We start from the raw sequence: 24,469 nt of genomic DNA, 5'->3' as shown, positions 1-24,469 counted from the left end.
GCGCCGGTGCTGGCGGCGCTGATGCTGATGGAGCTGACCGGCGCCTACGCGATGCTGCCGCCGGTGGCGCTGGCCGCATGGCTGGCGGCCAGGATCAGCCGCCGCCTGGGCGGCCGGGTCTTGTACCAGGACGAGGCGGAGATCAGGCGTCCGGCGCCGGGCCGCTGCTGGCTTCGTCGATGAAGCGCTGCAGGTAGACCAGATCCAGCCAGCGGCCGAACTTGAAGCCGACTTGCGGCAGCCGGCCCACCTGGACGAAGCCCAGTTTTTCGTGGAAGCGGATCGATCCCTCGTTGTCGGCGTCGACGGCGCCCAGCATGGTGTGCTTGCCCAGCGCCTGGGCATAGGGGAGCAAGGCCTGCACCAGCGCGGTGCCGATGCCCTGGCCGCGTGCGTCCGCGGTCAGGTGCACGCTGTGTTCGACGGTGAAGCGATAGCCGGGGCGGGCGCGGAAATCGCCGAAGCTGGAAAAGCCTAGCGCGCGGCCGTTCTCGTCCTCCGCCAGCAGCACCGGGTAGCCGGCGGCGGCGCGGTCCTGGAACCAGACGGCGAACTCCCCCGGCGTCAGCGGATCGTCGTTGTAGACGGCGGTGGTGGTGGCGATCACTTCGTTGTAGATGTCGAGTATCGCGGCCAGGTCTTCAAGAGTGGCTTCACGAATCTGCATGTTCTGTCCTTGCTTGAGGTCGTTCGGGGCCTTGAGCCAAGGCCTTTGCAATTAACGTACCAGTATTCAACCCGCGGGAGCGATTTTCTTGCGCGGGCTGCGCTTCTTGCGCGGCGGCGCGGCGCTCTCCTCGGACGCCGGCGGGGTCTCGACGGGCGCCGCGGGCTCGGCGACGGCGGGCTCGCCATCGTGGCGCAGCCGGATCTCGCTGTGCAGCTTGGAGCCGTTCCGGCTCTCCTGCACCGTCAGGAAATCCAATTTCTTCACCATCTGCGACAGGCGGCCATGGCCCCAGTTGCGCGGGTCGAACGAGGGATCGTTTTTGGCGAGGTAGGAGCCGACGGCGGACAGTTCGGCCCAGCCGCTGTCGCGCGCCACCGCCTCTATCGCCGAGGTGAACATGTCCTGCAGCGGGTGTTTTTCCCTGTGTGGCGCGGCCTTGGCGCGCGAGCGGCTGTTGCGGGCCTTGGGCTTGTCAGCAGTCGCCGCCGTCTCTGGTTTCGGCTTGGCCGGCGGCGCCGGGCGCAGAATCTCGGTGAACACGAATTTGTCGCAGGCGGCGATGAAGGGGCGCGGCGTCTTCGACTGTTCGCCCAGGCCGATCACGGTCAGGCCGCCTTCGCGCAGCCGGGTGGCCAAGCGGGTGAAGTCGCTGTCGGAGGACACCAGGCAAAAGCCGTCGAAATTGCCGGTGTAGAGCAGATCCATCGCGTCGATGATCAGCGCCGAGTCGGTGGAGTTCTTGCCCTTGGTGTAGGCGAACTGCTGTATCGGCGAGATCGCGTACTGGTGCAGCACTTCCTTCCAGCCCTTGAGCTGGGTGGTGGTCCAATCGCCGTAGGCGCGCTTGACGACGGCCGTTCCGTACTTGGCCACCTCGGCCAGCAGTTCGGCGATCAGCGAGGATTGGGCGTTGTCGGCGTCTATCAGCACCGCCAGTTTGCGGTTTTCCATTGAGTCTTTCGGGTAGGGCGACAGCACATGCTATGCCGGGGCTTTCCCGGCTGTCAAAAACTGGCCGACGCCGCTTGGCCGCGCGCGGCGTCCAGCGCGCGTCCGACGATGCGGTCGACGGTGCCGTCCCGCTTCATGCCGGCCAGCGCCTGGTTCAGTTCGCGGATGAAGTCCTGCTTGTACGGGAAGCGGCCGTCGTCGCGGTCGGTGAAGCCGACATAACCCTGCTCCTCCGATACCGTCGCCGCCTCGGCCAGCTGGCCGTCGCGGTACAGGCCCTGGCGCTGCAGTTTCGCCAGTTCCATGTCTATCGCCAGCTTGTCGTTCTGGTAGCAGTCCAGGTGGCCGCGGATCAGCTTCAGCAGATTGGTGCGGACGTCCGGCGCTTCCTCCATCGAGATCCGTCCCAGGTCTACCAGCGCCCAGAAGGCGTTGCCGCCGAGCCGGAAGCCGGCGTTGTTGCCGAAACGCAGGCCCAGATAGTCGTTTGGCCAGGCCGGGCGCGGCTGCGCCATTACCGGGAGGCGGCAATAGACCACGACTTTTTCGCGCAGCATGGGCAGCGAGTAGGGGCGCATGAAGGGGCGTTCGCCGGGCCGGTAGTAGGGCGGGGACAGCGCCAGCGCGCGGCCGGCCTCCAGTTCCGCCAGCCCGCGCTTCCACGGCACCGGATGCAGCTCTATCCGGTAGCCGCGCAGGCGGCTGGAGGCCGCGCGCAGGATGTCGTTGTAGATGCCCCGCGCCTGGCCGGCCGTTTCATACGAGTAAGGCGGATAGCCGTTGTCGGTCAGGATGGTCACGGTCAGCGGCGCCGCCGCGCAGCTGAAGGACCACAGCATCGACAACAGTAGGCGGGCGATGGACTGGCGCATCGCGGTCATGCTCCGAGAGACGAATACCATCGTTATAGCGCGTGGCCGGTGGCGCGGCTTTGGCGTTGGCGAAGGCGGCGGAGGGCAATGCAATGAGACGAGGGGAGGAGGCGAGCGGGGTATGGCGGGGCGAAGCCGGCGCGGCGCAGGAGCGCGCGCGCCGGCTCAGTCCGAGGGGCCGATTACTTCTTGGCGATGGTTTTGCCGTAGGCTTCGGCGGAGGCCTGCATCTTGGGCAGCAGCGCCTTTTCGGCCGACTTCAGCGTTTCGCCGGCGATGCCGTTGATGATTTGCGGCTGCTGCTTCAGCATCTTCTGGCCGGCCGGCGTCTTGTAGAAGGCGTTGATCTGCTTCAGGTCGTCAGCGGTGAACTGGGCGCTGAAGTTCTTCACCACGGTCTGCTCGAACTGGCTCTTGACCGCGGCGGAGCCGAAGTAGTCGGCGGCCAGTTTCTGGATGCCGTCGCCGTAGCCCTTCAGGCCGGCTTGCGCTTTCTTCTGCTGGGCTTCGGTCAGCTTGATCTTGTTCTTGACGAAGTATTCCTGCAGCAGCGGCAGCGCGCTGGCGGAGGTGCGTTGCGCCAGCTCCGGCAGCATATTGTCTAGATTCAGGGTGGCGGCCAGTTCCTTGGCTCCGGCTTCCTGGGCGGCGTCGGCGTGAGCCAGCAGCGGCATGGTCAGCAGCAGGGCGGCGATGCCGGCCTTGATCGAGCGGGAAGCAAACATGGCAAATCCTTTGATCTGGTAATGGATGTCGAGCCGGCAGTGTGACACCGGCCGGTGTCCAGGTCAAAGCCCATGCGGTCAGGGCTGGCCGGCGGCCGGCATCGCCGCCTGCCAGCCCTGGTAGCGGGAAAGGTTGTCGCGGGTGACCAGCCCCACCGGCACCATCACGTGGCGGACGGAGGTGTCGCCGCGGCGCAGCTTGACGCCCAGCTTCACCGCCTCGCCGCCCAGCAGGTACGGCGACTGGCTGGCGGAGACGACGATCTGGCCGGGCAGCCGCAGCGCGCGCTCGATGTCGGGCGAGCCGTCCACCGAGCCGATCAGCACCTGCTTGCGCCCGGCGGCGCTCAAGGCCTTCTCCACGCCCAGCGCCTGGCGGTCGTTGATGGTGAACACCGCGGCCAGATCGGGCCAGCGCTGCAGCGATTGCTGCATCGCGCGCTGGCCGCCCAGGCTGGAGCCCTGGGGGTTGGCGCCGTCGTCGACCGCGCGGATGCGGGGGAAGGCGGCCAGCGCGGCGTGGCAGCCGGCGATGCGGTCGCTGACCGAGGTGACCGGCGGGCCGCCCTGGATCATCAGCGTGCCGCGGCCGTGCAGTCGCTGGGCCAGGTAGCGGCAGACGAGCTCGCCGGCCTGGCGGTTGTCGGACTTGACCGTGCCGTCGACGTCGGGGGCGTCCACGTCCACCGCCACCACGGTGATGCCGGCGGCGCGAGCCTGGCTCACCAGCGGCGCCACCGCCCTGCTGTCCACCGCGCCCAGCAGGATCAAATCCACTTTCTGCGCGATCAGCTGGCGCAGCTGTTCCTGCTGCTGTCCCAGCGTGAAATTGGCCGACTGCGAGCTGATGTGCACCGCCGGATTGAGCCGGTGGGCAGTCTGTACCGCGCCGCGCGCCAGCGCCTGGTAGAAGGGGTTGTCCAGCGCGCCGACCGAAATGCCGATGCGGGACAGGCTCGCGGCGGCGGCGGGAGCGGAGCTGGCGAGCAGGGCGAGGCTGAGAAACGAAATGCGCGAGGCGGGCATGGCGGGATGGGCATGGAGTCTGACTCGTATCAGTCTAGCTCATCCGATCGCAGTTGCGACTGTCCTGGACTCAAGATGGCGCTGCGCGCGCCAGGCCAGCTGGCGCAGCAGCGGCCAGCCTTCTTCCCATTGCTGGTGCCCGGAGTCGACATTGATGTGGCCGGCGTGCTGCAGCCAGGTGATCGGCGCCTGCCAGTAGCCGGCCAGCCGCGCGGCGCGGGCGGTCTTGCAGAAGGGGTCGTTGCTGCTGGCGACGATCTTGGCCGGGAAGGGCAGCGCTTGGCGCGGCACCGGGGCGAAATTCATCAGCTCGGCGGGCACGAAGGCGCGCTCGACGTCGGCCGGCGCCACCAGCAGCGCGCCGGCGATGCGCTCCGGGCGCTGGCGCGCGTAGTGGGCGACCGCGATGCAACCCAGGCTGTGGGCGATCACCAGCGCCGGCTTGACGCAGCGGTCCAGCGCCGCGTCCAGGCCGTCCAGCCAGTCGTCCAGCAGGGGATGGGCCCAGTCGGCGTTGTCGACGCGCCGGGCGCCCAGCCGCCGTTGCCAGTGGCTTTGCCAGTGGCGCGGCCCGGAATTGTTCCAGCCGGGCTGGATGATCAGGTCGAATGGTTGCAGGGTGGCGAACATGTCGGACTCGCGGGAGACGATGGTCTGACTGTAGCGCGGCCGGAATAGGTTGAAAAATAATAAGGAATTGTTTTGTTATTCCCTTGCGCCATAAATGGCGCGGCCGCTCAATCCCGCCGCTGCTCGCGCCAGTTCAGCCACAGCCGCAGATCGAACTCCAACTGGTGGTAGTCGGGCTGCATGTGGCAGCACAGCTGGTAGAAGGCCTTGTCGTGATCGCGCACTTTCAGGTGGGCGAGCTCGTGCACGACGATCATCTGCAGGAAGGGCAGCGGCAGTTCGCGGAACAGCGACGCGATGCGGATCTCGCTCTTGCTCTTCAAGCGCCCGCCCTGCACCCGGGAGATGGTGGTATTGGTGCCCAGCGTGCCCTTGAGCGGATGCTGCTGGTTGTCGTACAGCACCTTGGCCGGCAGCGGCGCGTTTTTCAGGTGGCGCTGCTTCAGCGCGGAGACGAACTGGTAAAGCGCCTTGTCGGTCTGCACGTCGTGGTCGTCCGGATACTTGCTGCGCAGCAGGGCACCGAGCTCGCCGGAATCGAACAGCGCCTGCGCCTGTTGCACCAGGGCCGGCGGGTAATGCGGCAGATATTTGAGAGTGGGCATGCGGGTATTGTAAGGCCGCGGCGGCGATGCGTGTTGCCGCCGCTCAAGCCTTGCCGGCGATCAGGCGCGCGGGATCGGCCCAGCTGTAGCGCAACGCCGCGGCGCGGGTGCCGGCCGGGGTGTCCACCTCGCGGCGCTCCATCACTTCGCCGCCCAGCTTGCCGTAGACGGCGCAGGCGTCGGCATTGCGCTCGTACACCCATAGATAGAGCGGGCGGCCGGGCGCGATCCGCGAGGCCTCGGCCGCGGCGGCGGCCATCAGCGCGCGGCCGATGCCGCGTCCTTGCTGGCCGGGCAGCACATGCAGATTGTCCAGGTAGACGCCCAGCTCGGGCGCTTCTTCCGGCAGCAGGCAGACGAAGCCGACCGGCTCGCCGTCCCAGCAGGCTAGCCGCACCCAGGGCGGGAATGCCGCGTCGAAGCGACCGCGCCATAAGGCCAGCCTTTCGTCAGCGGCGCGCTGGTCCAGATAGTCGTCCGGCAGGATGCCGCGATAGCTCGCGCGCCAGCTAGCGGCGTGCAGGGCGGCGATGGCGGGCGCGTCTTCGGCATGGGCCGGGCGGAGGGCGAGCATCGGCTGTTCCTTGGCGGGTTTCACGTGGAACAGCATAGCGCAGGATGGAAATTTAGGTTTTGTTTATGCGGAGGCGGGCGATTTTTGCCGGAAGTTGAGCTGCGGCCGCCTAGCATGGGCGAGTGATTCCGCCGCATGGAGAAACGTTGATGGCCATACCTGTCAGAACCGCGCTGCGCCGCAGCTGCCGAGAAGCATCCGGCGTCGCGATCCTCAGCCGCCTGCCCGCGAGAAAGGAGGGCGGACAGACGCTGCGCCAGCGCCGGCTGCTGGCGGGCATGAGGGCCGGCCGCCATGGCCAGCCCGCCCGTTCCAGTCTGCTGCGGCGGCTGGGCGTTTGGCTGGCGCGTCACTTCAGCCGCATCGGCTCCAGCAGGATGGTCTGATCGCCGCAGCTCAGCCACAGCTGGCCGTCCTGGATGGTGGCGGTCAACTGCATGCTGCGCGTGGCGAGCGCGGCCAGCGATTGCAGCGCGTCGAAGTCGATGCGGAACACTTCCAGCTTGTCCAGGCGAGCGAGCTTGCCCTCGTTCTGGCCCCACCACACTTCGCTGGCGCGGCCGCCGTAGCTGTACAGCACCACGCGCTCGGAGCGGGAGCAGGCTTTCTTCAGCCGCTTCTCGTCCGGTTCGCCCAGGTCCACCCACAGCTCGATCTCGTCGGCGTAATTCTTCTGCCACAGCTCCGGCTCGTCGTCGGCGCACAGGCCGCGGGTGAAGGCCAGCGTTTCGCTGGCGTTGAGCGCGAAGGCGGCGATGCGCAGCATCATCCGTTCCAGCGTTTCGGACGGATGCTGGGCCAGCGTCAGCGGGTGGGTGGCGTAATAGCCGCGGTCCATGTCGGACAGCGTCAGGGTGGCTTTGTATATGGTGGCGGTCAGGGCCATGGGAATCTTCGCTGAATCGGGTTCGCCCGGCGCGACATTGCGGCAGGGCGTCCGATTCTAACCGCCGGCCGGCGTCAAGGCGAGGGCTGACTGGTGCATTCCAGCGACTCGCCGCGCCAGTTGACGCTGGCGTCGCGGCCCTTGATCCAGAACTCGACGCCCTGGCCCTGATAGCGCGAGCCGCTGCCGCTCAGGCCCTGGTGGACGATCACCAGCGCGTTGCCGCGCTCCAGCTTGGCGGTGGCGGGGTGGGTGCGGTAGAAAGTGGCGAGGATGGTGGCGCCGGGCTGGCCGCGGCACAGGTAGCGCAGCGGCGTCAGCGATTGGGCCAGGTTCCAGGTGGCTTGCAGCTGGGTGATGCGCAGGATGTAGGTGTCGCCCAGGCACATGTGGGGATCCTCGTCCTTCATGCAGTCCTTCAGGCTTTTCACCCAGCGCTTCTGCTCGGCGATCAGCTTGGCCTGCGCGCCGCTGCGGCTTTGCTCGGCCTGGCTCAGGGCCTGGGCGTAAACCTTCTCCAGCCGGTTGTCCAGCCGGGTCAGGCCATCGTCCTGGCAGACCATGCTTTCCACCATATTGGCGGGTTGGTCGCAGTGGAAGTCGGTGGCCACCGGGGGCAGCACGGGAGCGGCGGCCGGCGGCGGCGGCATGCCTTCGCCGCCGGCGCGCGCATGGCCGTTCTTGGCGGCCAGGGCCAGCGTGGGCAGCAGCAAAAACAAGCCTATCAGCCGAGATGGGACTACGGGCATAATCTATCCTTGAGTACGGCGTATTATAGCGAGCCGGTTTGCCGTCCGCGGCGGCGTCATCGGCTTCCTGCGGCCATTCGCGGCGGCGAGTTCCCAATGCCGGCGATTGGCTGTACACTGCGACGCTTCGCGCGAGTACCAGTCCCGCGCGCCTTTCTCATCATCGAGTTCAACTTCTTTTCCCGTCAGCCTGGATTGGTCGCAGTTCTGCGATAGGCCGTCGCAGGAGCATATTATGTCCGATCTTACCTTCGCCGACCTAGGCCTGGCCGACCCTTTGCTGCGCGCTGTCGCCGATACCGGTTATACCACGCCCACCCCGATTCAGGCCCAGGCCATCCCGCAGGTGCTGCAAGGCGGCGACCTGCTGGCCGCGGCCCAGACCGGCACCGGCAAGACCGCGGGCTTCACGCTGCCGCTGCTGCAGCTGCTGATGCGCTCGCCCAGCCACCACGCCGGCCGTCCGCGCGCGCTGGTGCTGACCCCTACCCGCGAGCTGGCCGCCCAGGTGGAAGAGTCGGTGCGCACTTACAGCAAATACCTGCCGTTGAAGTCGCTGGTGATGTTCGGCGGCGTCAACATCAATCCGCAGATCAAGGCGCTGCGCGCGCCGGTGGACATCCTGGTGGCGACGCCGGGCCGCCTGCTGGACCACGTCGGCCAGAAGACCGTCGACCTGTCCGGCGTCGAGATCCTGGTGCTGGACGAAGCCGACCGCATGCTGGACATGGGCTTCATCCACGACATCAAGAAGGTGCTGGCCAAGCTGCCGGCCAAGCGGCAGAACCTGTTGTTCTCCGCCACCTTCTCCGACGAGATCAAGACGCTGGCCGACAAGCTGCTGGACAACCCCAAGCTGGTGGAAGTGGCGCGCCGCAACACCACCAACGAACTGGTGACCCAGAAGGTACACCTGGTTGACCGCGACAAGAAGACCGATCTGTTGATCCACCTCATCCGCGAGCAGAATTGGTTCCAGGTGCTGGTGTTCACCCGCACCAAGCACGGCGCCAACCGCCTGGCGGAGAAGCTGGACAAGATCGGCATCCCGGCCGCGGCCATCCACGGCAACAAGAGCCAGAACGCGCGCACCCGCGCGCTGGCCGACTTCAAGAGCGGCGAGCTGCAAGTGCTTGTCGCCACCGACATCGCCGCGCGCGGTCTAGACATCGACCAGCTGCCGCACGTGGTCAACTTCGAGCTGCCCAACGTGCCGGAAGACTACGTACACCGCATCGGCCGCACTGGCCGCGCCGGCAGCCCGGGCGAAGCGTTGTCGCTGGTGTGCGTCGACGAGTTCAGCTTCCTGCGCGACATCGAAAAGCTGATCAAGATGTCGATCGAGCGCTTCACCGTGCCGGGCTTCGAGGCCGACCTCAATGTCAAGCCGGAGCCGATTCCGATGGGCGGCGGCGCGCGCGGCCGCGGACAAGGCCAGGGACGCGGCGGCCAGGGGCAAGGCCAGCGCCACGGCCAGGGGCAGGGCCAGCCGCGCAACGCGCCGGCCAAGCCGCGCCACCAGACCGAAAGCAAGCCGGCCGGCCATGGCCGCAACGGCGGCCCGCGCCAGGGCCAGGGCGCCGGCCAGGGCGGTCGCGCCGCCAAGCCGGCGGCGGCCAAGTCCGCGTTGTTCAGCCCGCCGAAAGGCCGCTAAACCGCTCTCGGTGTGAATTGCACCGAAAAGGTTCGCATTGATGCATATCGCATTGACGGTTATGCTCGCCTGGAGACTGTCCGCAGCATATAAAACAAGGACGGCTCCGGGCATTTTGCAAGATCGGGAAAACGATGCGATACCACGGCTTGGCGCTGGGTATCCTGAGCTGGGCCGCGCTGCTGGCGGCTCCGGTTGAGGCTGCCCAACGCCTCAAAATCACGCTATCCAATCAGGAATGGCCGCCGTACATGGGCCAGGAACTGCCTTACGACGGCATTCTGTCGCGGCTGGTGAAGGAAGCCTTCGCCCGCGGCGGCGTCGATGTCGCCTTCCGCTACTACCCCAACAACCGCACGCTGCAGTCGGCCCGCAACGGCCAGGTGGACGGCAGCTTCGGCTGGGCGCCGACCGATGAGCGCAAGCGCGACCTGCTGTATACCTTGCCGGTGTTGTCGGCGCGCATGGTGTTCTACCAGCGCAAGGGCCACAAGCTGGACTGGAGCCGCTGGGCCGAGCTCAAGGGCGCCCGCGTCGGCATTACCGTCGGCAACTACTATTCCGACGATTTCGACGCCCAGGCGAAAAACGGGATCTTGGCGGTGGACAGCGCGCCGGATGACCTGGTCAACCTGCGCAAGCTGCTGGCCGGCCGCATCGATCTGTTTCCCATCGATCTGGAAGTGGGCCGTTACCTGATCGCCCATCATTTCCCGCCGGCGCAGGGCGCGCAGCTGGAGGCGCAGAACCGTTCGTTCTGGTCGGCGCCGCTGCACGTGGTGATCTGGCGCAAGCATGCGCAGGGCAAGGAGCTGGTGGAGCGCTTCAACCGCGGGCTGAAGGTCTTGCAGGACAGCGGCGATTTCGACCGCCTGTTGCAGGAAACCCGCGAAGCCTGCCTGCAGCCGCGCGCCTATTCGCCCTGAACGCGCAGCGCGGCGCGCGCCTCGTCCAGAAACCGCTGCGACAGTCCGGCGTCGGGCACCGCCCGGGCCAGTAGCAGCGCCCCCACCATCATCGCCAGGCTGGCCTCGGGCGCCAGCCCCGCGCCGTCCCGGCGCCTGGCGTCTTCCAATTGCGCCAGCAGCGGGCCGAGGCCGGCGGCGAACGCCCGGCGCACGCCGGCGTCCTGGCGCGCGATCTCGCCCGCCAGCGCCGCCGCCGCGCAGCCCGAGTCGGGGAAGTCGCGGTGGGCGGGACTCAGGTAGTGGTCAGCCAGCGCGGCCAGGCATCCGCCGTCCGCGGTGTTTTCCAGCAGCGGCCGCCATTGTTCCGCCATCTGCTTTTGCGCTTCGCCGCAGGCGGCGGCCACCAGTTCGTCCTTGCCGGAAAAGTGGGCGTAGAAGCCGCCGTGGGTCAGGCCCAGGTCGGCCATCAGGTTGGCGATGCCGACGCCGGCCAGTCCTTCGGCGCGAAAGCGCAGCGCGGCCATCGCCACGATGCGCCGGCGGGTCTGGGCCTTGTGCGAATCCGGATAGCGCATGCCGTCTCCCGGCAGTTCAGATGATTCTCATAATATAAACAAGCCGGCGCGATGCCGGAGCCGGCCGGCGCTGCTATCAATAAAGCACACGCCAATCGACGCGGGCCGCCGCCATGCCATTCCAACTCAATCTGTTCCGCCAGATCGTCGATCATTCCCATGACGCGGTGATGGTGACCGAGGTGGCGCCGCTGCAGCCGCCTGGCCCCATCATCGTCTACGTCAATCCGGCGATGTGCCGGATGAGCGGCTACGACGCCAGCGAGCTGCTGGGGCGCTCACCGCGGGTGCTGCAGGGGCCGCTGACCGACCCCGCCGCGCTGCTGCAGCTGAGCACCGCGCTGCGCGACGGCAGGCAGACCACGGTGGAGCTGCTCAACTACCACCGCTCCGGCACGCCGTACTGGGCCCGCTTGCATCTGCTGCCGCTGTTCGATGAGAGCGGCGAGCTCAGCCATTTCGCCGCGCTGCAACAGGACACCACCGCGCGCCATATCCGCAGCGAGGTCCTGTACCGCATCGTGGTGTCGGACGAGGCCTCCAGCCTGTTCAACCGCCAGATGTTCTTCGACGTCGGCGCCAAATGCATGCAGCTGGCCTTGCGCCAAGGCAAGCCGCTGACCGCGGTGCTGCTGGAGGTGGACGACCTGTGCCGGCTGAGCAAATCCTACGGCCAGCTGGTGAGCCAGATGCTGATGCGCATCGCCGCCCAGTCCATTGCCGCCGCGGTCAGGGAAAGCGATGTCGCCGGCCGACTGTCGCCGCAGGCGTTCGGCCTGCTGCTGCCCGAAACCGGAGAGGCCGAGGCGAAGGTGGTGCTGGCGCGGATCCGGGAGCGGCTGAACGCCGGGTTGATCGAAGCCGGCCTGCCCGACGGCGCGTATGTCGGGTTGCGGGCCGGCCTGTGCCTGGCCGGGGCGGGCGACCGGACGCCGGAGCAGGCGCTGGAGCGCGCGCGCGGGAATTTGCGGGGCGAGGATCAGCCTTCGGACGCGGGGGACTAGCGCGGCGCAAGCGGGAGCCGGCTTCAGCCCCTGTTGTCTGGGACGGCTGGCGCGCGTTGCCGCAGGAACCACGCCAGCGCGGCGAACAACAGCGCGGCGACCAGCGTGTCCTCCACCCGCTCCAGCGCGCCGCTGGCCAGCTGGCCGGGTGGCAGCAGCGACAGCACCAGCGCGGTCAGCAGCGCGACGAAGACGCGGAAGCTGTGCCGCATCGCGATCAGCATCGCCGTCTGCAGCAGCGCCAGCGCCAGCACGTGCCACAAGGGCGGCGCGTCCAGCGCGCGCAGCGACCAGTACAGCAGGCCGCTGAGCAGCGCGCCGGCCAGCGTGCCTATCGTCCGCTCGCGCGCCAGCCACAGCATCTGGTCCGGGGACGGATCGGGGATGGCCACCGCGGCGATCGGCAGCCACCACGCGTGCGCGCTCCGCATCCAGCCGCCGGCCAGCCAGGCGAGGATGCCCCAGGGCAGCAGATGCCAGGCGTAGCGCCGCGCGTCGGCGGACGAGGCAGCCGGCAGCACGCGGAACCAGTCCCGCAGCCCCAACCGGGCCAGCGCGCCGCCGTAGCCGGCGCCGGCGAGCATCCAGGCGGCCTCCTGCCATGGCGGCATCGCCGCCGCCGGCGTCATGTTTCCCAACAGCAGCGCGAACAGCCAGAACTGCATGCCCTTGTGCAGGCCGCGGCGCGCGCTCAGCGCCTGCAGCGCCAGGCCCGCCGCCAGCAGGGCCAGCATGATCGCCGGCTGGCCGGCGCACAGGCGGCCGGCGAGGTAGAGCCCGGGTATCGCCAGCAGCGACAGCGGCTGCAGCCGGCGCGCCAGCATCATGCACAGCGCGCTGTAGTTGGCGGCCAGCGCGAACAGGAACACCCCGGCGCCGTGGCCGGCCAGGGTCAGCGCCGCGGCCGGCGCGAACAGCAAGGCGCTGAACAGCGCCGCGCGCAGAATGCGCCGCCGCTGGTAGCGCATCCAGCCCAGGCTGTGCAGCGCGTATTTCGGGTAGGGCATGCCGGGGTCTTTCGTTCAGTCCGCTCCCGATGACTATGGCGTCATGCGCCGCCGCAGGCAAGCCGGGCAGGCGCGCGGCGCGCGTGCTACCATCCGGCCATGGAACTCTATCGACTGTTGCAACAACAAGGCTTCGGCGGCCGCAAGGAATGCCGCCAGCTGATCGAATACGGGCTGGTGGAAGTGAACGGCGAGGTGGTGGACAACTACCGCGCCCAGTTCGAATTGGCCGACATCGCCAGCCTGACGGTGGACGACGAGCCGTGGCCGGTGGTGCGCGGACCGCTGTATCTCTTGCTGCACAAGCCGGCCAATTACGAAACCTCGCACAAGCCGAACTGCCACCCCAGCATCTACCGGCTGCTGCCGGACCAGTTTTCCAATCTGGACATCAGCGCGGTGGGACGCCTGGACGTGGACACCACCGGGCTGATCCTGCTGTCCAACGACGGCCAGTTCATCCACGCGCTCTCCTCGCCGAAGAAGCTGGTGCCCAAGGTCTACCGCGCCACGTTGAAGCACGGGGCGACGCCGGAGCTGATCGCCAAGCTGCAGAGCGGCGTCTACCTGAACGACGAAGCGCGCGAGTTCGCCGCCGACAGTGTCGAACAGATCGACGCCCACACCATTCTGCTGACCATCACCGAGGGCAAGTACCACCAGGTGAAGCGCATGGTGGCGGCGGCCAGCAACCGCGTCGAGGCGCTGCACCGCGAAAGCCTGGGCGCGATCGCGCTGGGCGAGCTGCCGGTGGGCGAGTGGCGGCATCTGAGCGCGGAGGAAAAGGCCGCGTTCGGTTTTTGAGCCGGGCGGCGGCGCTTGCGGAAACGGCGAGGATCGGCGATCCCCGCCGTTTTTTATGCGAGGCCACATGCGTTCTGGCTCCGGACATTTCTGGCGCGGTCACGAGCGCTTGCGCGCATGTTTCAATCCATGGCTGGCAACGCGGGCCAACAAAAATACTTGTCCAGTTTTCGGTTGTGGGGGGAGAAGCCCGGCGGACATACTGGCGCCTGCATTCAATACAGGAGCCTTCCGTGGATTTTGCCCAACTGCATCGTCAAGTTGAACCGTTGCTGCTCGCCAACGTATGGGACGCTGCCAGCGCGCGCCTGGCCGAGGCGGCAGGCTATGCCGCCATCGGCACCTCCAGCGCAGCCATCTCGGATATGTTGGGCTATCCCGATGGCGAGGCCATGGGCTTCGCCGAGCTTATTGCGCTCGTCGCCCGCCTGCGGTCCGCAAGTAGCTTGCCGCTGACCGTTGATTTGGAGGCGGGTTATGGGGAGAGCGCCGAGGCTATCGTGGCGAACTTGCGCGCCTTGGCGGATTTGGGCGTGGCGGGGGTCAATCTGGAAGACAGCGTGGTGCGCAATGATCGCCGCGAGATGGTTGAGGCTGAAGCATTCTCCCGATGCTTGCGCGAGATACGGTCCGGCTTGCTGGCGGGCGGCGTTGAGATGTTCTTGAATGTGCGCACCGATGCTTATCTTCTGGGAATGGCAAACGCATGCCACGCGAGCATTGCGCGCGGCGGGCTTTATGCCGCCAGTGGCGCCGATGGCTTATTTGTGCCCGGCGTCACGGACGAGGGCGAGATCGCCGCTATCGCGGCAGGAGTGCCTTTGCCCTTGAACGTGATGTGCATGCCGGATTTGCCGTCGTTTCAGTCGCTGTCGAAGCTAGGAGTCAAACGCATCAGCATGGGCAATTTCTTGCATGGGCGCATGCTGCAGACCCTGCAGCAGCTGTTGGCGAAGGTAAAGAGCGAACAATCGTTTCAGGCGGTATTCGACCATGCAGGTCACTGACACCCGTCAGATTGACGCGTTCTATCGCGCTTTGCTGGAGCGCGCGGCGGATCATGTCGGTATTTTCTACGTGGGTGTGAAGACCACGGGCGTGTTTTGCATCGCCACCTGTCGAGCGCGCAAGCCTAAGCGGGAAAATGTGGTGTTCTACACCGATTTGAAAGACGCGCTTGATGCCGGTTACCGGCCCTGCAAAGTCTGCAAACCAACTGAAAATGCCCATACCGCGCCTCCTGATGTTGCCGGGGCGATCAACTGGCTACGCCAATATCCGAAGGAGCGCCTGAGCGATGACCGGCTCAGGTTGCTTGGCTGCCGCCCGGAGCGGGTCAGACGCTGGTTTCAGCAGCACTATGGCATGAGTTTTCATGCTTTCCAGCGGTCGGTGCGGATCAATATGGCTTTGGAGGAGCTGAGAGCCGGCCGTTGCGCAACGGATGCCGCGCTCGACTGTGGCTATGACTCTCTCAGCGGCTTTGGCTACACCTGTAAGAAATTGACGGGGGGCGCGCCCACTGTTGCTGCTCAGATCATCCTCATTCACCGTTTCACTACGCCTTTGGGGCCAATGTTCGTCTGCGCTAGCGAGCGCGGCGTTTGCCTGTTGGAATTTGTCGATCGCAAGATGCTGGAAACCGAGTTTAGCGATCTGCAACGGCTCCTGCAGGCGCGTATTCTTGCCGGTGAAAATCAACACACGCGTCAGGCCGAGCGCCAAGTGGCGGAGTATTTCGCCGGTACGCGTTTCCGGTTCACTCTGGCGCTTGATACGCCTGGCAGCGAGTTTCAAATGTCAGTTTGGCAGGCCCTGCAAGCCATTCCATATGGCGAAACGGCGAATTACGCTGAACAGGCGGAGAAGCTCGGAAGGCCGGAGACCGTGCGGGCCGTGGCGCGCGCCCATGGAGCCAACCGCGTGGCTATCGTCGTCCCATGTCATCGGGTACTGGGAAAGGATGGCTCACTGACTGGCTATGGCGGTGGCTTGGCCCGCAAGCAATGGTTGTTGGCGCATGAGCGGCAGCACGCTTCGCGGCACGGCTGAGCGAGCTTGTTTTCGGGCCGATTGTTGATGCGGCGGCGCTTATTTGGAAGTCTTGCCCAGCCGCCGGTACAGCGTCGATCGGCTGATGCCCAGCGCCCGCGCCGCCGCGCTGGCGTTGCCGCCGCAGCGGCGCAGCAGATCGGCGATGGCGCTGTCCTCCACCGCGTGCCCCTGCGCCGCCATGTCTTCGCGCAGGACCGCCGGCAGATGCCCGACGCCCAGCGCGGCGCCGTCGTCGGCCAGCGCCAGCAGCGTGGCCAGCAGATTGGACAGCTCGCGCAGATTGCCCGGCCAGCGGTAGCCGCGGATGGCCCGCGCCAGTTCCGGAGTCAGCGAAATGCCGCGCCGCGGGGCGCCCATGCCGTCCAGCATGGCTTGGGCGATGGCCGCCGCGTCGCCGCGCTCGCGCAGCGGCGGCAGGCTCAGCGGGTAATGGCACAGCCGGTAGTAGAGATCGGCGCGGAAGCCGCCGTCGTCCACCCGCGCGCGCAGGTCGCGGTGGGTGGCGCAGATCAGGCGCACGTCCAGCCGCCGCGCCGGCCCGCCGCCCAGCGGCGTCACTTCCCGTTCCTGCAGCACCCTGAGCAGCCGCGCCTGCAGGCTGAGCGGCATGTCGCCGATCTCGTCCAGAAACAGCACGCCGCCGTCGGCCTCGCGCAGCCGGCCCTTGCTGCCCTGGCGGCTGGCACCGGTGTAGGCGCCGGGCTGGTAGCCGAACAGCTCGGCCTCGATCAGCCCTTCGGGTATCGCCGCGCAGTTGACCGCGGCGAAAGGCGCGCCGCGGCGGCTGCTGGCGGCGTGCAGCGCGCGCGCCAGCCTGTCCTTGCCGGTACCGGTTTCGCCGAGGATCAGCACTGGAATGTCCGCTTCCAGCAATTTCAGCGCGGTGGAGAACACGCCGTCCGGCAAGCCATCCAGCGCCGGCGCGGCGGGCGCGCGCGGCACGCCGGCCGCAGGCGCGCTGGGCTTGGGTGAGCGGGATGGCGGCGGGCGCAGCCGGGCGGACAGCCGCCGCGCGTCGACTTCCAGCAAGCCGACCGCCTGGCCATGGCGGCGCTGCCAATGCTCCAGGCTCTGGCCGAACAGCGCGGCGAAATGGCGCGGCTGCCAGCAGCCCGGCTCCAGCCCGCAGAATGCGAGGCCGGCGCGGTTGGCGGCCAGCAGCCTGCCGTCGCCGTCGAATACCAGCTGGCTGGCGGCGGGGCCGTCCAGCCAGCGCGGATCGGCGTGCAGCGTGAGCAGCCAGCCGTGGCGCGCGGCGTCTTCCAGCAGGCGGGCCTCGATCTGGCCGCGGGCGGCCTGCAGCGCCAGCCGCTGCGTGTCGCCCAGTTTGCGGCCCGGGCCGCTGATGTCCAGCGCGCCCAGCAATTGGCCCTGCGGGCCGAGCAGCGGGCTGGCGGCGCAGCTGAGCGCGCGGTTGCGCTCCAGGTAATGCTCGGCGCCGCGCACCAGCACGCTGTCGATGGCGGCCAGCGCGGTGCCGATGGCGTTGGTGCCGCGCGCGGCCTCGCTCCAGTCCATGCCCGGCGTCAGCGCCAGCCGCTCTGCCTTGTCGAGGAAGCCGATGTCTCCGGCCTGATCCAGTATCAGCCCCCGCCGGTCGGCCACCACCAGCGCCAGGCCGCCAGCCGTGACCTGCTCGTACAGTCCGGCCAGCGCCGGCCGCGCCGGCTCCAGCCAGTCGGCGCTGGCGTCGCGCAGCGCGCGCAATTCGCCGTCGGTCAGGCGTTCGCCGCCGCGGCCGCAGGCGGACAGGCCCAGGCCTTGGCAGCGTTGCCAGGAGTGCAGGATGGGCGGCGGCAGCGCCTGGCCGGGCAGCGGCTGGCCGGCGAAAAAGCGGCGGCGGATCTCGTCCAGCGGCAGGCGGGCGGTGGGTGTCATGCGCGGCTCCGGCGTGGTGTCGCGCGGCGGCGGGACAGCTGTGCCGAAGCGCGACAGTTCGGGTGGGGAATGCAGCCGATTATGGCCGCTTTCGCCGCGCTGGCAAGCGGCTGATTTCCCAGTTGTTTGTTGCGTTGCCGCATGCCGGGGCCGGATGGGCCGGCTCGTCAGGCGCGGCGCGATGCTGCCTTGCGGCATGGGTAATGGCTGGCATGCGGCTTGCGCAACAAGCGGTTCGTCGAAGCCACCACACAAGGAGACCGCCATGCAACTCAAGCCAGGATTCGAACTGAAATCTCGTTACGCCAACTATATCGGCGGCCGCTGGGTGCCGCCGGTCAATGGCCGCTATTTCGAGAACGTGACGCCCATCACCGGCAAGCCGCTGTGCGAGATTCCGCGTTCGGACGAGCAGGACGTGGAGCTGGCGCTGGACGCCGCCCATGCCGCCCGCTACGCCTGGGGCCACACGCCGGTGACCGAGCGCGCCATCGTGCTGAACAAGATCGCCGACCGGATGGAGGCCAACCTGGCCCTGCTGGCCGAGGTGGAAACCTGGGACAACGGCAAGCCCATCCGCGAGACCCGCGCCGCCGACATCCCGCTGGCGATCGACCACTTCCGGTATTTCGCTTCCTGCGTGCGGGCGCAGGAAGGCAGTCTGGGCGAGATCGACGCCAACACCGTGTCCTACCATTTCCACGAGCCGCTGGGCGTGGTCGGCCAGATCATCCCGTGGAACTTCCCCATCCTGATGGCGGCGTGGAAGCTGGCGCCGGCGCTGGCCGCCGGCAACTGCGTGGTGCTGAAGCCGGCCGAGCAGACGCCGCTGTCCATCCTGGTGCTGATGGAGCTGGTGGGCGACCTGCTGCCGCCGGGCGTGCTCAACGTGGTCAACGGCTTCGGCGTCGAGGCCGGCAAGCCGCTGGCCAGCTCCAAGCGCATCGCCAAGATCGCCTTCACCGGCGAGACCGGCACCGGCCGGCTGATCATGCAGTACGCCAGCCAGAACCTGATCCCGGTGACGCTGGAGCTGGGCGGCAAGTCGCCCAACATCTTCTTCGGCGACGTCGCCGCGAAGGACGACGCCTTCCTCGACAAGGCGATCGAGGGCTTCGTGATGTTCGCGCTGAACCAGGGCGAGGTGTGCACCTGCCCCAGCCGCGCGCTGATCCACGAATCCATCTACGACCGCTTCATGGAAAAGGCGCTGGCCCGCGTCGCGGCGATCCAGCAGGGCAATCCGCTGGACCCGGCGACGATGATAGGCGCGCAGGCGTCGCAGGAGCAGATGGACAAGATCCAGAGCTACCTCGCCATCGGCCGCGACGAAGGCGCCAAGCTGCTGGCCGGCGGCGCGCGCGCGCAACTGGATGGCGATCTGGCCGGCGGCTTCTACATCCAGCCCACCGTGTTCCACGGCCACAACAAGATGCGCATCTTCCAGGAAGAGATTTTCGGCCCGGTGGTATCGGTGACCACGTTCAAAGATCGCGACGAGGCGCTGGCGATCGCCAACGACACCTTGTACGGCCTGGGCGCCGGCGTGTGGACGCGCGACATGAACACGGCCTTCTTCATGGGCCGCCACATCGAGGCTGGCCGGGTGTGGACCAACTGCTATCACGCCTACCCTGCGCACGCCGCTTTCGGCGGCTACAAGCAGTCCGGCATCGGCCGCGAGACGCACAAGATGATGCTGGAGCACTACCAGCAGACCAAGAACCTGCTGGTCAGCTACGGCGAGGACAAGCTGGGCTTCTTCTGAGCGCGGCGTCCGCCGCGATATCGAATGGGATTGCTTCCGCCCCGCCTGTTTTCGCCGGCGGGGCGTTTTTTTGGAAAAGCTGGCCAAGTAGGTGAAAGGTCAGGATCAACGACCTGATTTTGAGACGGCATTTGGTAGGGTAAATTATGGATTACGGCTAGAGTCTGTATTCAAATATTAATTTTATAATGAAATACATTTATTATTTACGTAATGATGTTGGTTAAATAGCATTCTCAGGCCGTGATATGCTGATTGAGTGTCAGGTGGCGAATAGGACGGAAATGAACAGGGATGACGACGGCTACGCGGAGCGCGTGGCGTTCTACGATACGGTTTACGAGCAGCCGGAGCGGGCGCTGGACCTGGGCTGGCTGCGGCGCTGGCTGCCGCAGCAGTATTTCGGCCGCAGGGTGCTGGAGCTGGCCTGCGGCAGCGGCTACTGGACGCAGTATCTGGCGCCGGCCGCGCGCGCCTATCTGGCGCTGGACGCGTCGTCCGGCGCGCTGGCTTTGGCTGGGCAGCGGCCTGGCGTGGACGGGGTGGCGTTCGCGGCGGCGGAGATCGAAACGCTGCCGAAACCGGCGGAGCCGTTCGACGCGGCCTTCGCCGGCCTGTGGTTTTCCCATCTGCCGCGCCAGCGGCGCGAGGCGGCGCTGGCGGCCCTGCACGGCTGTCTGGCGCCCGGCGCGACGGTGATCCTGCTGGACAACAGCGAGATTCAGGGCGGGCAGTTTCCGGTGATGGAGTACGACGGCGCCGGCAACGGCTACCAGCGCCGGCCGCGGCACGACGGCGGGGAGAGCCGGGTGCTGAAGAATTTCCCGACCGAGGCGGAGTTCCGCATCTTGCTGGCGCCGTACGGCGCGGTCGAGATGGCGCTGTTGCGGCGCGAGCATTTCTGGCTGCTGCGTTACCGCTTGCCCAGCCGGCACTGAGGCCTGGCTGGCGGCGCGCGGGCATGAAAAAAGCCGGGCGTCGCCCGGCTGTCGCTATCGATGGCGGCGGCTCATCGCCCGCCCAGGTCCTCCAGGCCCGATTGCAGTTTCTGGCTGGCCTGTTCCACCGCCCGCATGCTGGCGACGATGGCGGCCTCGTCCAGCTGGCCGTTCTGGCTGGCGGCGCGCAGCGCGGCATCCACCTGCTGGCGCAGTTGCAGCAGCGGCGGGCGCAGGTTCTGGGCGGCGCTGCCGAACAGCGATGCCCCATCGCCTTCCAGCCAGGTTTCCAGCTCCAGGGCCGGCGGCGCTTCCTGCGCTTCCTCGATCGAGTGATAGGCGCTCTGCTTGTAGATCACATGGCCCACTTTCTGCAGCGAGGTTTGCGATTTCTGCTGCACCGCGCTGACCTGCCGCAGCACTAGGTCGGATTGCTCGGCCAGGCTGGAGAAACGCTGGCGGAACGAGTCCACCGAGGACTGCACCTCGCCGGCCACGCCGCCGGCGGCGCTGGCCTGGGCCTGCATGTCGCCGATGCGGCTGGACAGCGACTCCAGCACCCCCTGCACCTGGTGGGCGGTGCTCTTGCTGCGCTCGGCCAGCTTGCGCACCTCGTCGGCCACCACGGCGAAGCCGCGGCCGGTCTCGCCGGCGCGCGCGGCCTCGATCGCCGCGTTCAGCGCCAAGAGGTTGGTCTGGTCGGCGATGGCGGAGATGTCGGCCAGCGAGGTCTCGATGCCCTGCCATTCCTGGGCCAGCATTTGGCTGGCGGTGTCCATGCTCGTGACGCTGCCGGCGATGGTGTCCAGGTGGCCGGACAGCTCGTTGGCGCTGTCCAGGCTGACGCGCGCGCCGGCGGCGTTGTCGCGGGTGATGCCGGCGACCTGGTCCATCGCCTGGCTGATGGCGGCCAGATCGCGCTGGCTGCCGGCCAGGTCCTGGCGCAGATGGGGATTGTTCAGCGCCGCCAGTTGGGACGACAGCCGGTTGCGGCGCACGAAGCCGTCGTTGTCGGCCATCGACTGGATGGCGGCGTTGACGCTTTCCAGCGAGCTGGACAGGATGCCGGGCAGGCCCTGGCTCAGGGGCCGGCGGCTGAAGTTGCCCCGGCTGATTTCCTGGAAGCAGGTGTTGATTTCCTTGAAATAGGTTTCCACCAGGTCGAGGAAGTCGTTCAGCTGCCAGGCCACCTGGCCGACCTCGCCCATCTGCCGGGTTTGGATGCTGCGGTGGTGCAATTCGCCGCTGCAGGCCAGGCCCAGTTGGCGGGTCAGGGTGTTGAGCAGCAGGAAGAGGCGGCTGCCTTGCCGCCATAGCCACCAGGACAGGGCCAGGGTGGCGGCCATCAGCAGAATGCTGATCAGGGCTTGCGCCATCGGCGGCAGCAGGTATTCGTCCAGGATGGATAGCAGCACCAGCAGATTGAAGGCGCCCAGGGCCCAGGCCAGGTGCGAGCGCAGGAAGGGAGTGGTTTTGCGCAAAGAACTCATGCGGCGGCTCCTCTGGCTTTCAGCACGTCGGCGTTCAGCCCCAGAATGAAGTCCTGGTAGCTGCAGCCTTTTTCTTCCAGCAGTGCCAGCAGCCAGTCGCGCGAAGCGTCCGGCGCGGCGGCCTTGCCATGCGCGGCTTCGATCTTGCGCATCTCGGCGTAGATCGGTTCGATGGCGGCGATGGCGGCGCGGCTGGGTGGACGGCGCACCGAGTAATAACCTTGCAGCTTGCCTTTGAGGTCGTAGTCCGGAGTGACGTTGGCCAGCACCCAGTAGTAATCGCCGTCCAGGGTGGCGTTCTTCACCAGCGCGAAGAATTCATGCCCGGCCTGCAGCGTCTGCCACATCAGCCGGTAGGCGCCGCGCGGCATGTCCGGGTGGCGGATCAGATTGTGCGGCTTGCCCAGCAGCTGGTGCTCGGCATAGCCGGCGATGCGCATGAACACGCGGTTGGCGTAAGTGATGTGGCCGGTGGGATCGGTCTTGGTGACGATCAGTTCGTGCGGCGCCAGCTGTACTTCGCGGCCGCCGCGATGGCCTGTTGAGGTCTGTTTCATGGTTTGCTTCTCTATGACCTTGCTATCTTAGTATGGCTGCCAATCCATCATTGTCATGCTATGCGCATCATGCAGCAAGGCTTGCATGTGATCGCTATTGAATTTTCGCGGCGGTTTTTAAAGGAATCGCTTGTTAAAACGGCATGAAAAAGGACGGCCGGGGCCGTCCTTTGTGCGGATTGCATTTTTGCTCAGAGCTTGATGATCTGCCGCGCCTGAATCGCGCAGGCGCGCGCCGCTTCGTTGAAGCGGATGAATTCGGGGCTGGCGATCTCGTCATGGCTCAGCCAGCGCACCTTGCGGGTCTGCCGGTACTGGTAGCGGATGCCGTCCGGCGTTTTCCGCTGCTCCAGCGACAGGTCGTACCAGCGCGAGCGGGCCTCGCAGCTGAACGGCGGCTGGATGGCGCGGGCGCCGCGCAGCGTCACCGCGCGTTCGGTGGTTTCGGCGTCGCCTAGGTAGACGTCGGCCTGGTTGCCGTTGGCCAGATAGCTGGCGAAACCGTCCCAGTCATGCTCCAGGCCGGGGTCGTACAGATAAAGCCCGGAAATCTTCTCCACCGCGCGCTGGTCGACGCTGTCTATCCGCGCCGCGTAGCGCGCCGGCTGCAGAAAGCCGGTGGCGGGGCGGTCCACCTTGCATTCCCGCGGCTGCTTGTTGACCGCGCGGCACAGGCTCTGGTCGGAGCTGGCCGGTCCCTGGAAGCGGTCCTGCATCGCCAGCTGCACCAGCGGCCAGCCGGAGACTTCGCCGCGAATGGCGATGGCGGCGCTGCCGTCGCGGCGCAGGGTTTCCACGCGCTCGCTGCGGCTGGTCAGCGTCGCCGCCTGCATCGGGATCGCTTCCTCGCGCACCTGGCCATCGCCGCCGATGCGATAGCTGGCCCGGTCCTGCAGGTCAGGCATGATGCGGTCGGGGACGAAGAAGGGGTTGGTCGGGTCCAGCCACTCGGTTTTGCCGTTCACCACGGCGCGGACGATCATGTGGTTGACGGTGCCCAGGCCGGGCAGCAGCGGACGCTGCGCGTCGTTGCCGCGGAATACCAGCGTGGGCTCGGCGGCGATGCCGGACGCGCGCAGCATCGCGGTCAGCAGCGTGGCCAGGTCTTTGCAATCGCCGTAGCCGTGCTGTTCGATCTCGGCCAGCGTGAACGGCACCAGGCCGCGCTCGGCCAGCCGTTGGTCGTTCAGATAGCGGTAATGGCCGTTGATGTGCTGCATGAAGGCGGCCACCTGCTCGGCGGCGGGCTTACCGCGCTGCGCTTCCACTTCGGCGGCGGCGGCCGGCGGCAGCGGCGCCGACAAGATCTGGTTGTAGCGCCCGGCATAGACGCCGAAATGGCTTTGCGGCGAGTCGCTGGTGGCGATGCTCAGCCGCGGCCAGCTGCGCAGCGCGCTGTTGTCCCATTCATTGGTGAAGTTCAAATAGCGGGGCGCTTTTTGCTCGACGACGATGCGTTTGCCGTCGGCGCTGGCGTCGATCTTGAAGTCGTCCATCTTCTCGCCGCGCCACAGCAGCGGGCGCGGCGAGTCCAGTTCGAAGCGGAAGCTGTCGTTGCGGGTGGGCTCGGCGTCGAAGTCCAGCCGGTACAGCAGCTCGCGGCTCAGCGGCGGCGAGGCCATGTGGCGCTTGACGCGGTAGCTGACCACGCTGCCCACCGCCAGCTCGGGGAAGGCGATCCAGGTCTGCTTGTCGCGGCTGACGCCGGCGTAGGGATTCGGCGCGGCGCGGGTTTCCACTTGCGACTTGTCCAGCTTGACCACGCGTCCGTTCGGCTGGCGCACTTCGCCGTCCAGCACTTCCAGGCTGTCGGTGTCGGAATAGGTGAAGTCGATGCGCGACAGCAGGTCCTTGCCGGCCGGCTTCAGGATCGTGAACTGGTTTTCCGTGGTGCAGTCCAGGCCGTTGTCGGCGAGGTGATGGCAGACGGTGCTGGAGCGGCGCGCCAGCGGCGCGTCGGCGGCGGGTTGCAGGGCGGCGTGGGCGGTCTGGCCGGCGCAGGCGAGCGCGGCGGCCAGGGCGAGTCGTGGAAAGCGGAGCGACATCTTGATGGAGACCGTTGCTGTCGCCGCGGCGGGCGCGGCGGGATGAATGGATGGCTGCGCGGACGATATTGCCATGCAACCGGGGCGGGGGCCAGAGG

26 protein-coding genes are annotated in these 24,469 nt (G+C 67.3%); 10 read left to right on the top strand and 16 right to left on the bottom strand.

All coding sequences use genetic code 11. The features are described 5' to 3' along the window. The coding region (locus ACY3GB_RS13360) for a hypothetical protein (RefSeq protein WP_463089168.1) at positions 1-183 on the top strand (183 nt) is incomplete at its 5' end. Here the strand turns inward: ACY3GB_RS13360 and ACY3GB_RS13355 are convergent. The 8 genes from ACY3GB_RS13355 to ACY3GB_RS13320 all read right to left on the bottom strand — a co-directional run bounded on the left by ACY3GB_RS13355 (position 143) and on the right by ACY3GB_RS13320 (position 6,053). Further along, positions 143-667: an N-acetyltransferase family protein gene (locus tag ACY3GB_RS13355; protein ID WP_463089167.1), complete on the bottom strand. Its 525-nt coding sequence runs from the start codon at positions 665-667 to the stop codon at positions 143-145. The two genes, ACY3GB_RS13360 and ACY3GB_RS13355, sit on opposite strands and share 41 nt — an antisense overlap. Before the next feature lie 66 nt (positions 668-733). Further along, positions 734-1,621 carry an NYN domain-containing protein gene (locus ACY3GB_RS13350; protein WP_463089166.1) on the bottom strand — a complete coding sequence of 296 codons (888 nt, stop codon included), beginning with the start codon at positions 1,619-1,621 and terminating at the stop codon, positions 734-736. A 53-nt stretch (positions 1,622-1,674) separates the two neighbouring features. Next, complete coding sequence (locus tag ACY3GB_RS13345) at positions 1,675-2,502, bottom strand: substrate-binding periplasmic protein (RefSeq protein WP_463089165.1); 828 nt, start codon at positions 2,500-2,502, stop codon at positions 1,675-1,677. A 173-nt stretch (positions 2,503-2,675) separates the two neighbouring features. After that, entirely contained in the window at positions 2,676-3,218 is a 543-nt protein-coding gene (locus ACY3GB_RS13340; RefSeq protein WP_463089164.1) for a DUF2059 domain-containing protein, read from the bottom strand. A gap of 78 nt (positions 3,219-3,296) precedes the next feature. Beyond that, positions 3,297-4,244, bottom strand: a complete 948-nt coding sequence (locus ACY3GB_RS13335; protein WP_463089163.1) for a substrate-binding domain-containing protein — start codon at positions 4,242-4,244, stop codon at positions 3,297-3,299. A 39-nt stretch (positions 4,245-4,283) separates the two neighbouring features. Further along, positions 4,284-4,874, bottom strand: a complete 591-nt coding sequence (locus ACY3GB_RS13330) for an alpha/beta hydrolase (protein ID WP_463089162.1) — start codon at positions 4,872-4,874, stop codon at positions 4,284-4,286. Positions 4,875-4,981: 107 nt separating this feature from the next. Then, entirely contained in the window at positions 4,982-5,479 is a 498-nt protein-coding gene (locus tag ACY3GB_RS13325) for a YgjP-like metallopeptidase domain-containing protein (protein WP_221667717.1), read from the bottom strand. A gap of 43 nt (positions 5,480-5,522) precedes the next feature. Beyond that, positions 5,523-6,053, bottom strand: a complete 531-nt coding sequence (locus ACY3GB_RS13320) for an N-acetyltransferase family protein (protein WP_463089161.1) — start codon at positions 6,051-6,053, stop codon at positions 5,523-5,525. A 149-nt stretch (positions 6,054-6,202) separates the two neighbouring features. Between ACY3GB_RS13320 and ACY3GB_RS13315 the strand changes: the two genes are divergently transcribed. Further along, positions 6,203-6,439, top strand: a complete 237-nt coding sequence (locus ACY3GB_RS13315) for a hypothetical protein (protein WP_463089160.1) — start codon at positions 6,203-6,205, stop codon at positions 6,437-6,439. Here the strand turns inward: ACY3GB_RS13315 and ACY3GB_RS13310 are convergent. Beyond that, positions 6,403-6,939 (bottom strand): YaeQ family protein, encoded by a 537-nt coding sequence (locus ACY3GB_RS13310; RefSeq protein WP_021475672.1) that lies wholly within the window; start codon positions 6,937-6,939, stop codon positions 6,403-6,405. The genes ACY3GB_RS13315 and ACY3GB_RS13310 overlap by 37 nt on opposite strands. A gap of 74 nt (positions 6,940-7,013) precedes the next feature. Beyond that, complete coding sequence (locus tag ACY3GB_RS13305) at positions 7,014-7,688, bottom strand: MliC family protein (protein ID WP_463089159.1); 675 nt, start codon at positions 7,686-7,688, stop codon at positions 7,014-7,016. 235 nt (positions 7,689-7,923) lie between these two features. On the opposite strand from ACY3GB_RS13305, the gene ACY3GB_RS13300 reads away from it, so the two are divergent. Together ACY3GB_RS13300 and ACY3GB_RS13295 are read left to right on the top strand one after the other, a co-directional pair. Continuing rightward, positions 7,924-9,342, top strand: coding sequence for a DEAD/DEAH box helicase (locus ACY3GB_RS13300; RefSeq protein ID WP_463089158.1), 1,419 nt, complete (start codon positions 7,924-7,926; stop codon positions 9,340-9,342). Positions 9,343-9,476: 134 nt separating this feature from the next. Beyond that, positions 9,477-10,268: a substrate-binding periplasmic protein gene (locus ACY3GB_RS13295; protein WP_463089157.1), complete on the top strand. Its 792-nt coding sequence runs from the start codon at positions 9,477-9,479 to the stop codon at positions 10,266-10,268. Here ACY3GB_RS13295 and ACY3GB_RS13290 read toward each other — a convergent pair. Then, complete coding sequence (locus tag ACY3GB_RS13290) at positions 10,256-10,825, bottom strand: TetR/AcrR family transcriptional regulator (protein ID WP_463089156.1); 570 nt, start codon at positions 10,823-10,825, stop codon at positions 10,256-10,258. The two genes, ACY3GB_RS13295 and ACY3GB_RS13290, sit on opposite strands and share 13 nt — an antisense overlap. Before the next feature lie 113 nt (positions 10,826-10,938). Between ACY3GB_RS13290 and ACY3GB_RS13285 the strand changes: the two genes are divergently transcribed. Continuing rightward, positions 10,939-11,829, top strand: a complete 891-nt coding sequence (locus tag ACY3GB_RS13285) for a GGDEF domain-containing protein (protein ID WP_463089155.1) — start codon at positions 10,939-10,941, stop codon at positions 11,827-11,829. A gap of 23 nt (positions 11,830-11,852) precedes the next feature. Here ACY3GB_RS13285 and ACY3GB_RS13280 read toward each other — a convergent pair whose 3' ends face one another. Continuing rightward, a complete protein-coding gene (locus ACY3GB_RS13280; RefSeq protein ID WP_463089154.1) occupies positions 11,853-12,836 on the bottom strand; it encodes an FUSC family protein in 984 nt (327 codons plus the stop codon). Positions 12,837-12,935: 99 nt separating this feature from the next. Here ACY3GB_RS13280 and ACY3GB_RS13275 point away from each other — a divergent pair, with 99 nt between their 5' ends. From ACY3GB_RS13275 to ACY3GB_RS13265, 3 genes are all read left to right on the top strand, one after another. Then, positions 12,936-13,640 (top strand): pseudouridine synthase, encoded by a 705-nt coding sequence (locus tag ACY3GB_RS13275; RefSeq protein WP_463089153.1) that lies wholly within the window; start codon positions 12,936-12,938, stop codon positions 13,638-13,640. A 233-nt stretch (positions 13,641-13,873) separates the two neighbouring features. Then, positions 13,874-14,647 (top strand): isocitrate lyase/PEP mutase family protein, encoded by a 774-nt coding sequence (locus tag ACY3GB_RS13270; RefSeq protein WP_463089152.1) that lies wholly within the window; start codon positions 13,874-13,876, stop codon positions 14,645-14,647. Beyond that, positions 14,634-15,692: a bifunctional transcriptional activator/DNA repair enzyme AdaA gene (locus ACY3GB_RS13265; RefSeq protein WP_463089151.1), complete on the top strand. Its 1,059-nt coding sequence runs from the start codon at positions 14,634-14,636 to the stop codon at positions 15,690-15,692. Before ACY3GB_RS13270 ends, ACY3GB_RS13265 begins: the two co-directional genes overlap by 14 nt. Before the next feature lie 39 nt (positions 15,693-15,731). Here ACY3GB_RS13265 and ACY3GB_RS13260 read toward each other — a convergent pair whose 3' ends face one another. Beyond that, complete coding sequence (locus ACY3GB_RS13260; protein WP_463089150.1) at positions 15,732-17,573, bottom strand: sigma-54-dependent Fis family transcriptional regulator; 1,842 nt, start codon at positions 17,571-17,573, stop codon at positions 15,732-15,734. Positions 17,574-17,838: 265 nt separating this feature from the next. On the opposite strand from ACY3GB_RS13260, the gene adh reads away from it, so the two are divergent. Both adh and ACY3GB_RS13250 read left to right on the top strand, forming a co-directional pair. Beyond that, complete coding sequence (adh, locus tag ACY3GB_RS13255; RefSeq protein ID WP_463089149.1) at positions 17,839-19,341, top strand: aldehyde dehydrogenase; 1,503 nt, start codon at positions 17,839-17,841, stop codon at positions 19,339-19,341. A gap of 284 nt (positions 19,342-19,625) precedes the next feature. Further along, entirely contained in the window at positions 19,626-20,279 is a 654-nt protein-coding gene (locus tag ACY3GB_RS13250; protein ID WP_463089148.1) for a class I SAM-dependent methyltransferase, read from the top strand. A 71-nt stretch (positions 20,280-20,350) separates the two neighbouring features. Here ACY3GB_RS13250 and ACY3GB_RS13245 read toward each other — a convergent pair whose 3' ends face one another. From ACY3GB_RS13245 to ACY3GB_RS13235, 3 genes are all read right to left on the bottom strand, one after another. Then, positions 20,351-21,769, bottom strand: coding sequence for a methyl-accepting chemotaxis protein (locus tag ACY3GB_RS13245; protein WP_463089147.1), 1,419 nt, complete (start codon positions 21,767-21,769; stop codon positions 20,351-20,353). Continuing rightward, on the bottom strand, positions 21,766-22,326 hold the full coding sequence (locus tag ACY3GB_RS13240; RefSeq protein WP_463089146.1) for a PAS domain-containing protein: 561 nt from the start codon (positions 22,324-22,326) through the stop codon (positions 21,766-21,768). The genes ACY3GB_RS13245 and ACY3GB_RS13240 overlap by 4 nt, the downstream gene beginning before the upstream one ends. 191 nt (positions 22,327-22,517) lie before the next feature. Continuing rightward, the coding region (locus tag ACY3GB_RS13235) for a DUF3857 domain-containing transglutaminase family protein (RefSeq protein WP_463089145.1) at positions 22,518-24,469 on the bottom strand (1,952 nt) is incomplete at its 5' end.

The sequence above is a fragment of the Chromobacterium sp. Ag138 genome (assembly GCF_055181315.1).
This window is presented reverse-complemented; position numbering and strand designations above follow the sequence as displayed.

Coding starts and splice junctions, on each gene's coding strand:
- ACY3GB_RS13285 (WP_463089155.1), top strand. CDS start 10,939: ATGCCATTCCAACTCAATCTGTTCCGCCAGATCGTCGATCATTCCCAT.
- ACY3GB_RS13295 (WP_463089157.1), top strand. CDS start 9,477: ATGCGATACCACGGCTTGGCGCTGGGTATCCTGAGCTGGGCCGCGCTG.
- ACY3GB_RS13325 (WP_221667717.1), bottom strand. CDS start 5,479: ATGCCCACTCTCAAATATCTGCCGCATTACCCGCCGGCCCTGGTGCAA.
- ACY3GB_RS13345 (WP_463089165.1), bottom strand. CDS start 2,502: ATGACCGCGATGCGCCAGTCCATCGCCCGCCTACTGTTGTCGATGCTG.
- ACY3GB_RS13300 (WP_463089158.1), top strand. CDS start 7,924: ATGTCCGATCTTACCTTCGCCGACCTAGGCCTGGCCGACCCTTTGCTG.
- ACY3GB_RS13310 (WP_021475672.1), bottom strand. CDS start 6,939: ATGGCCCTGACCGCCACCATATACAAAGCCACCCTGACGCTGTCCGAC.
- ACY3GB_RS13265 (WP_463089151.1), top strand. CDS start 14,634: ATGCAGGTCACTGACACCCGTCAGATTGACGCGTTCTATCGCGCTTTG.
- ACY3GB_RS13315 (WP_463089160.1), top strand. CDS start 6,203: ATGGCCATACCTGTCAGAACCGCGCTGCGCCGCAGCTGCCGAGAAGCA.
- ACY3GB_RS13355 (WP_463089167.1), bottom strand. CDS start 667: ATGCAGATTCGTGAAGCCACTCTTGAAGACCTGGCCGCGATACTCGAC.
- ACY3GB_RS13330 (WP_463089162.1), bottom strand. CDS start 4,874: ATGTTCGCCACCCTGCAACCATTCGACCTGATCATCCAGCCCGGCTGG.
- ACY3GB_RS13250 (WP_463089148.1), top strand. CDS start 19,626: ATGAACAGGGATGACGACGGCTACGCGGAGCGCGTGGCGTTCTACGAT.
- ACY3GB_RS13305 (WP_463089159.1), bottom strand. CDS start 7,688: ATGCCCGTAGTCCCATCTCGGCTGATAGGCTTGTTTTTGCTGCTGCCC.
- ACY3GB_RS13350 (WP_463089166.1), bottom strand. CDS start 1,621: ATGGAAAACCGCAAACTGGCGGTGCTGATAGACGCCGACAACGCCCAA.
- ACY3GB_RS13280 (WP_463089154.1), bottom strand. CDS start 12,836: ATGCCCTACCCGAAATACGCGCTGCACAGCCTGGGCTGGATGCGCTAC.
- ACY3GB_RS13290 (WP_463089156.1), bottom strand. CDS start 10,825: ATGCGCTATCCGGATTCGCACAAGGCCCAGACCCGCCGGCGCATCGTG.
- ACY3GB_RS13245 (WP_463089147.1), bottom strand. CDS start 21,769: ATGAGTTCTTTGCGCAAAACCACTCCCTTCCTGCGCTCGCACCTGGCC.
- ACY3GB_RS13320 (WP_463089161.1), bottom strand. CDS start 6,053: ATGCTCGCCCTCCGCCCGGCCCATGCCGAAGACGCGCCCGCCATCGCC.
- ACY3GB_RS13240 (WP_463089146.1), bottom strand. CDS start 22,326: ATGAAACAGACCTCAACAGGCCATCGCGGCGGCCGCGAAGTACAGCTG.
- adh (WP_463089149.1), top strand. CDS start 17,839: ATGCAACTCAAGCCAGGATTCGAACTGAAATCTCGTTACGCCAACTAT.
- ACY3GB_RS13275 (WP_463089153.1), top strand. CDS start 12,936: ATGGAACTCTATCGACTGTTGCAACAACAAGGCTTCGGCGGCCGCAAG.
- ACY3GB_RS13340 (WP_463089164.1), bottom strand. CDS start 3,218: ATGTTTGCTTCCCGCTCGATCAAGGCCGGCATCGCCGCCCTGCTGCTG.
- ACY3GB_RS13260 (WP_463089150.1), bottom strand. CDS start 17,573: ATGACACCCACCGCCCGCCTGCCGCTGGACGAGATCCGCCGCCGCTTT.
- ACY3GB_RS13335 (WP_463089163.1), bottom strand. CDS start 4,244: ATGCCCGCCTCGCGCATTTCGTTTCTCAGCCTCGCCCTGCTCGCCAGC.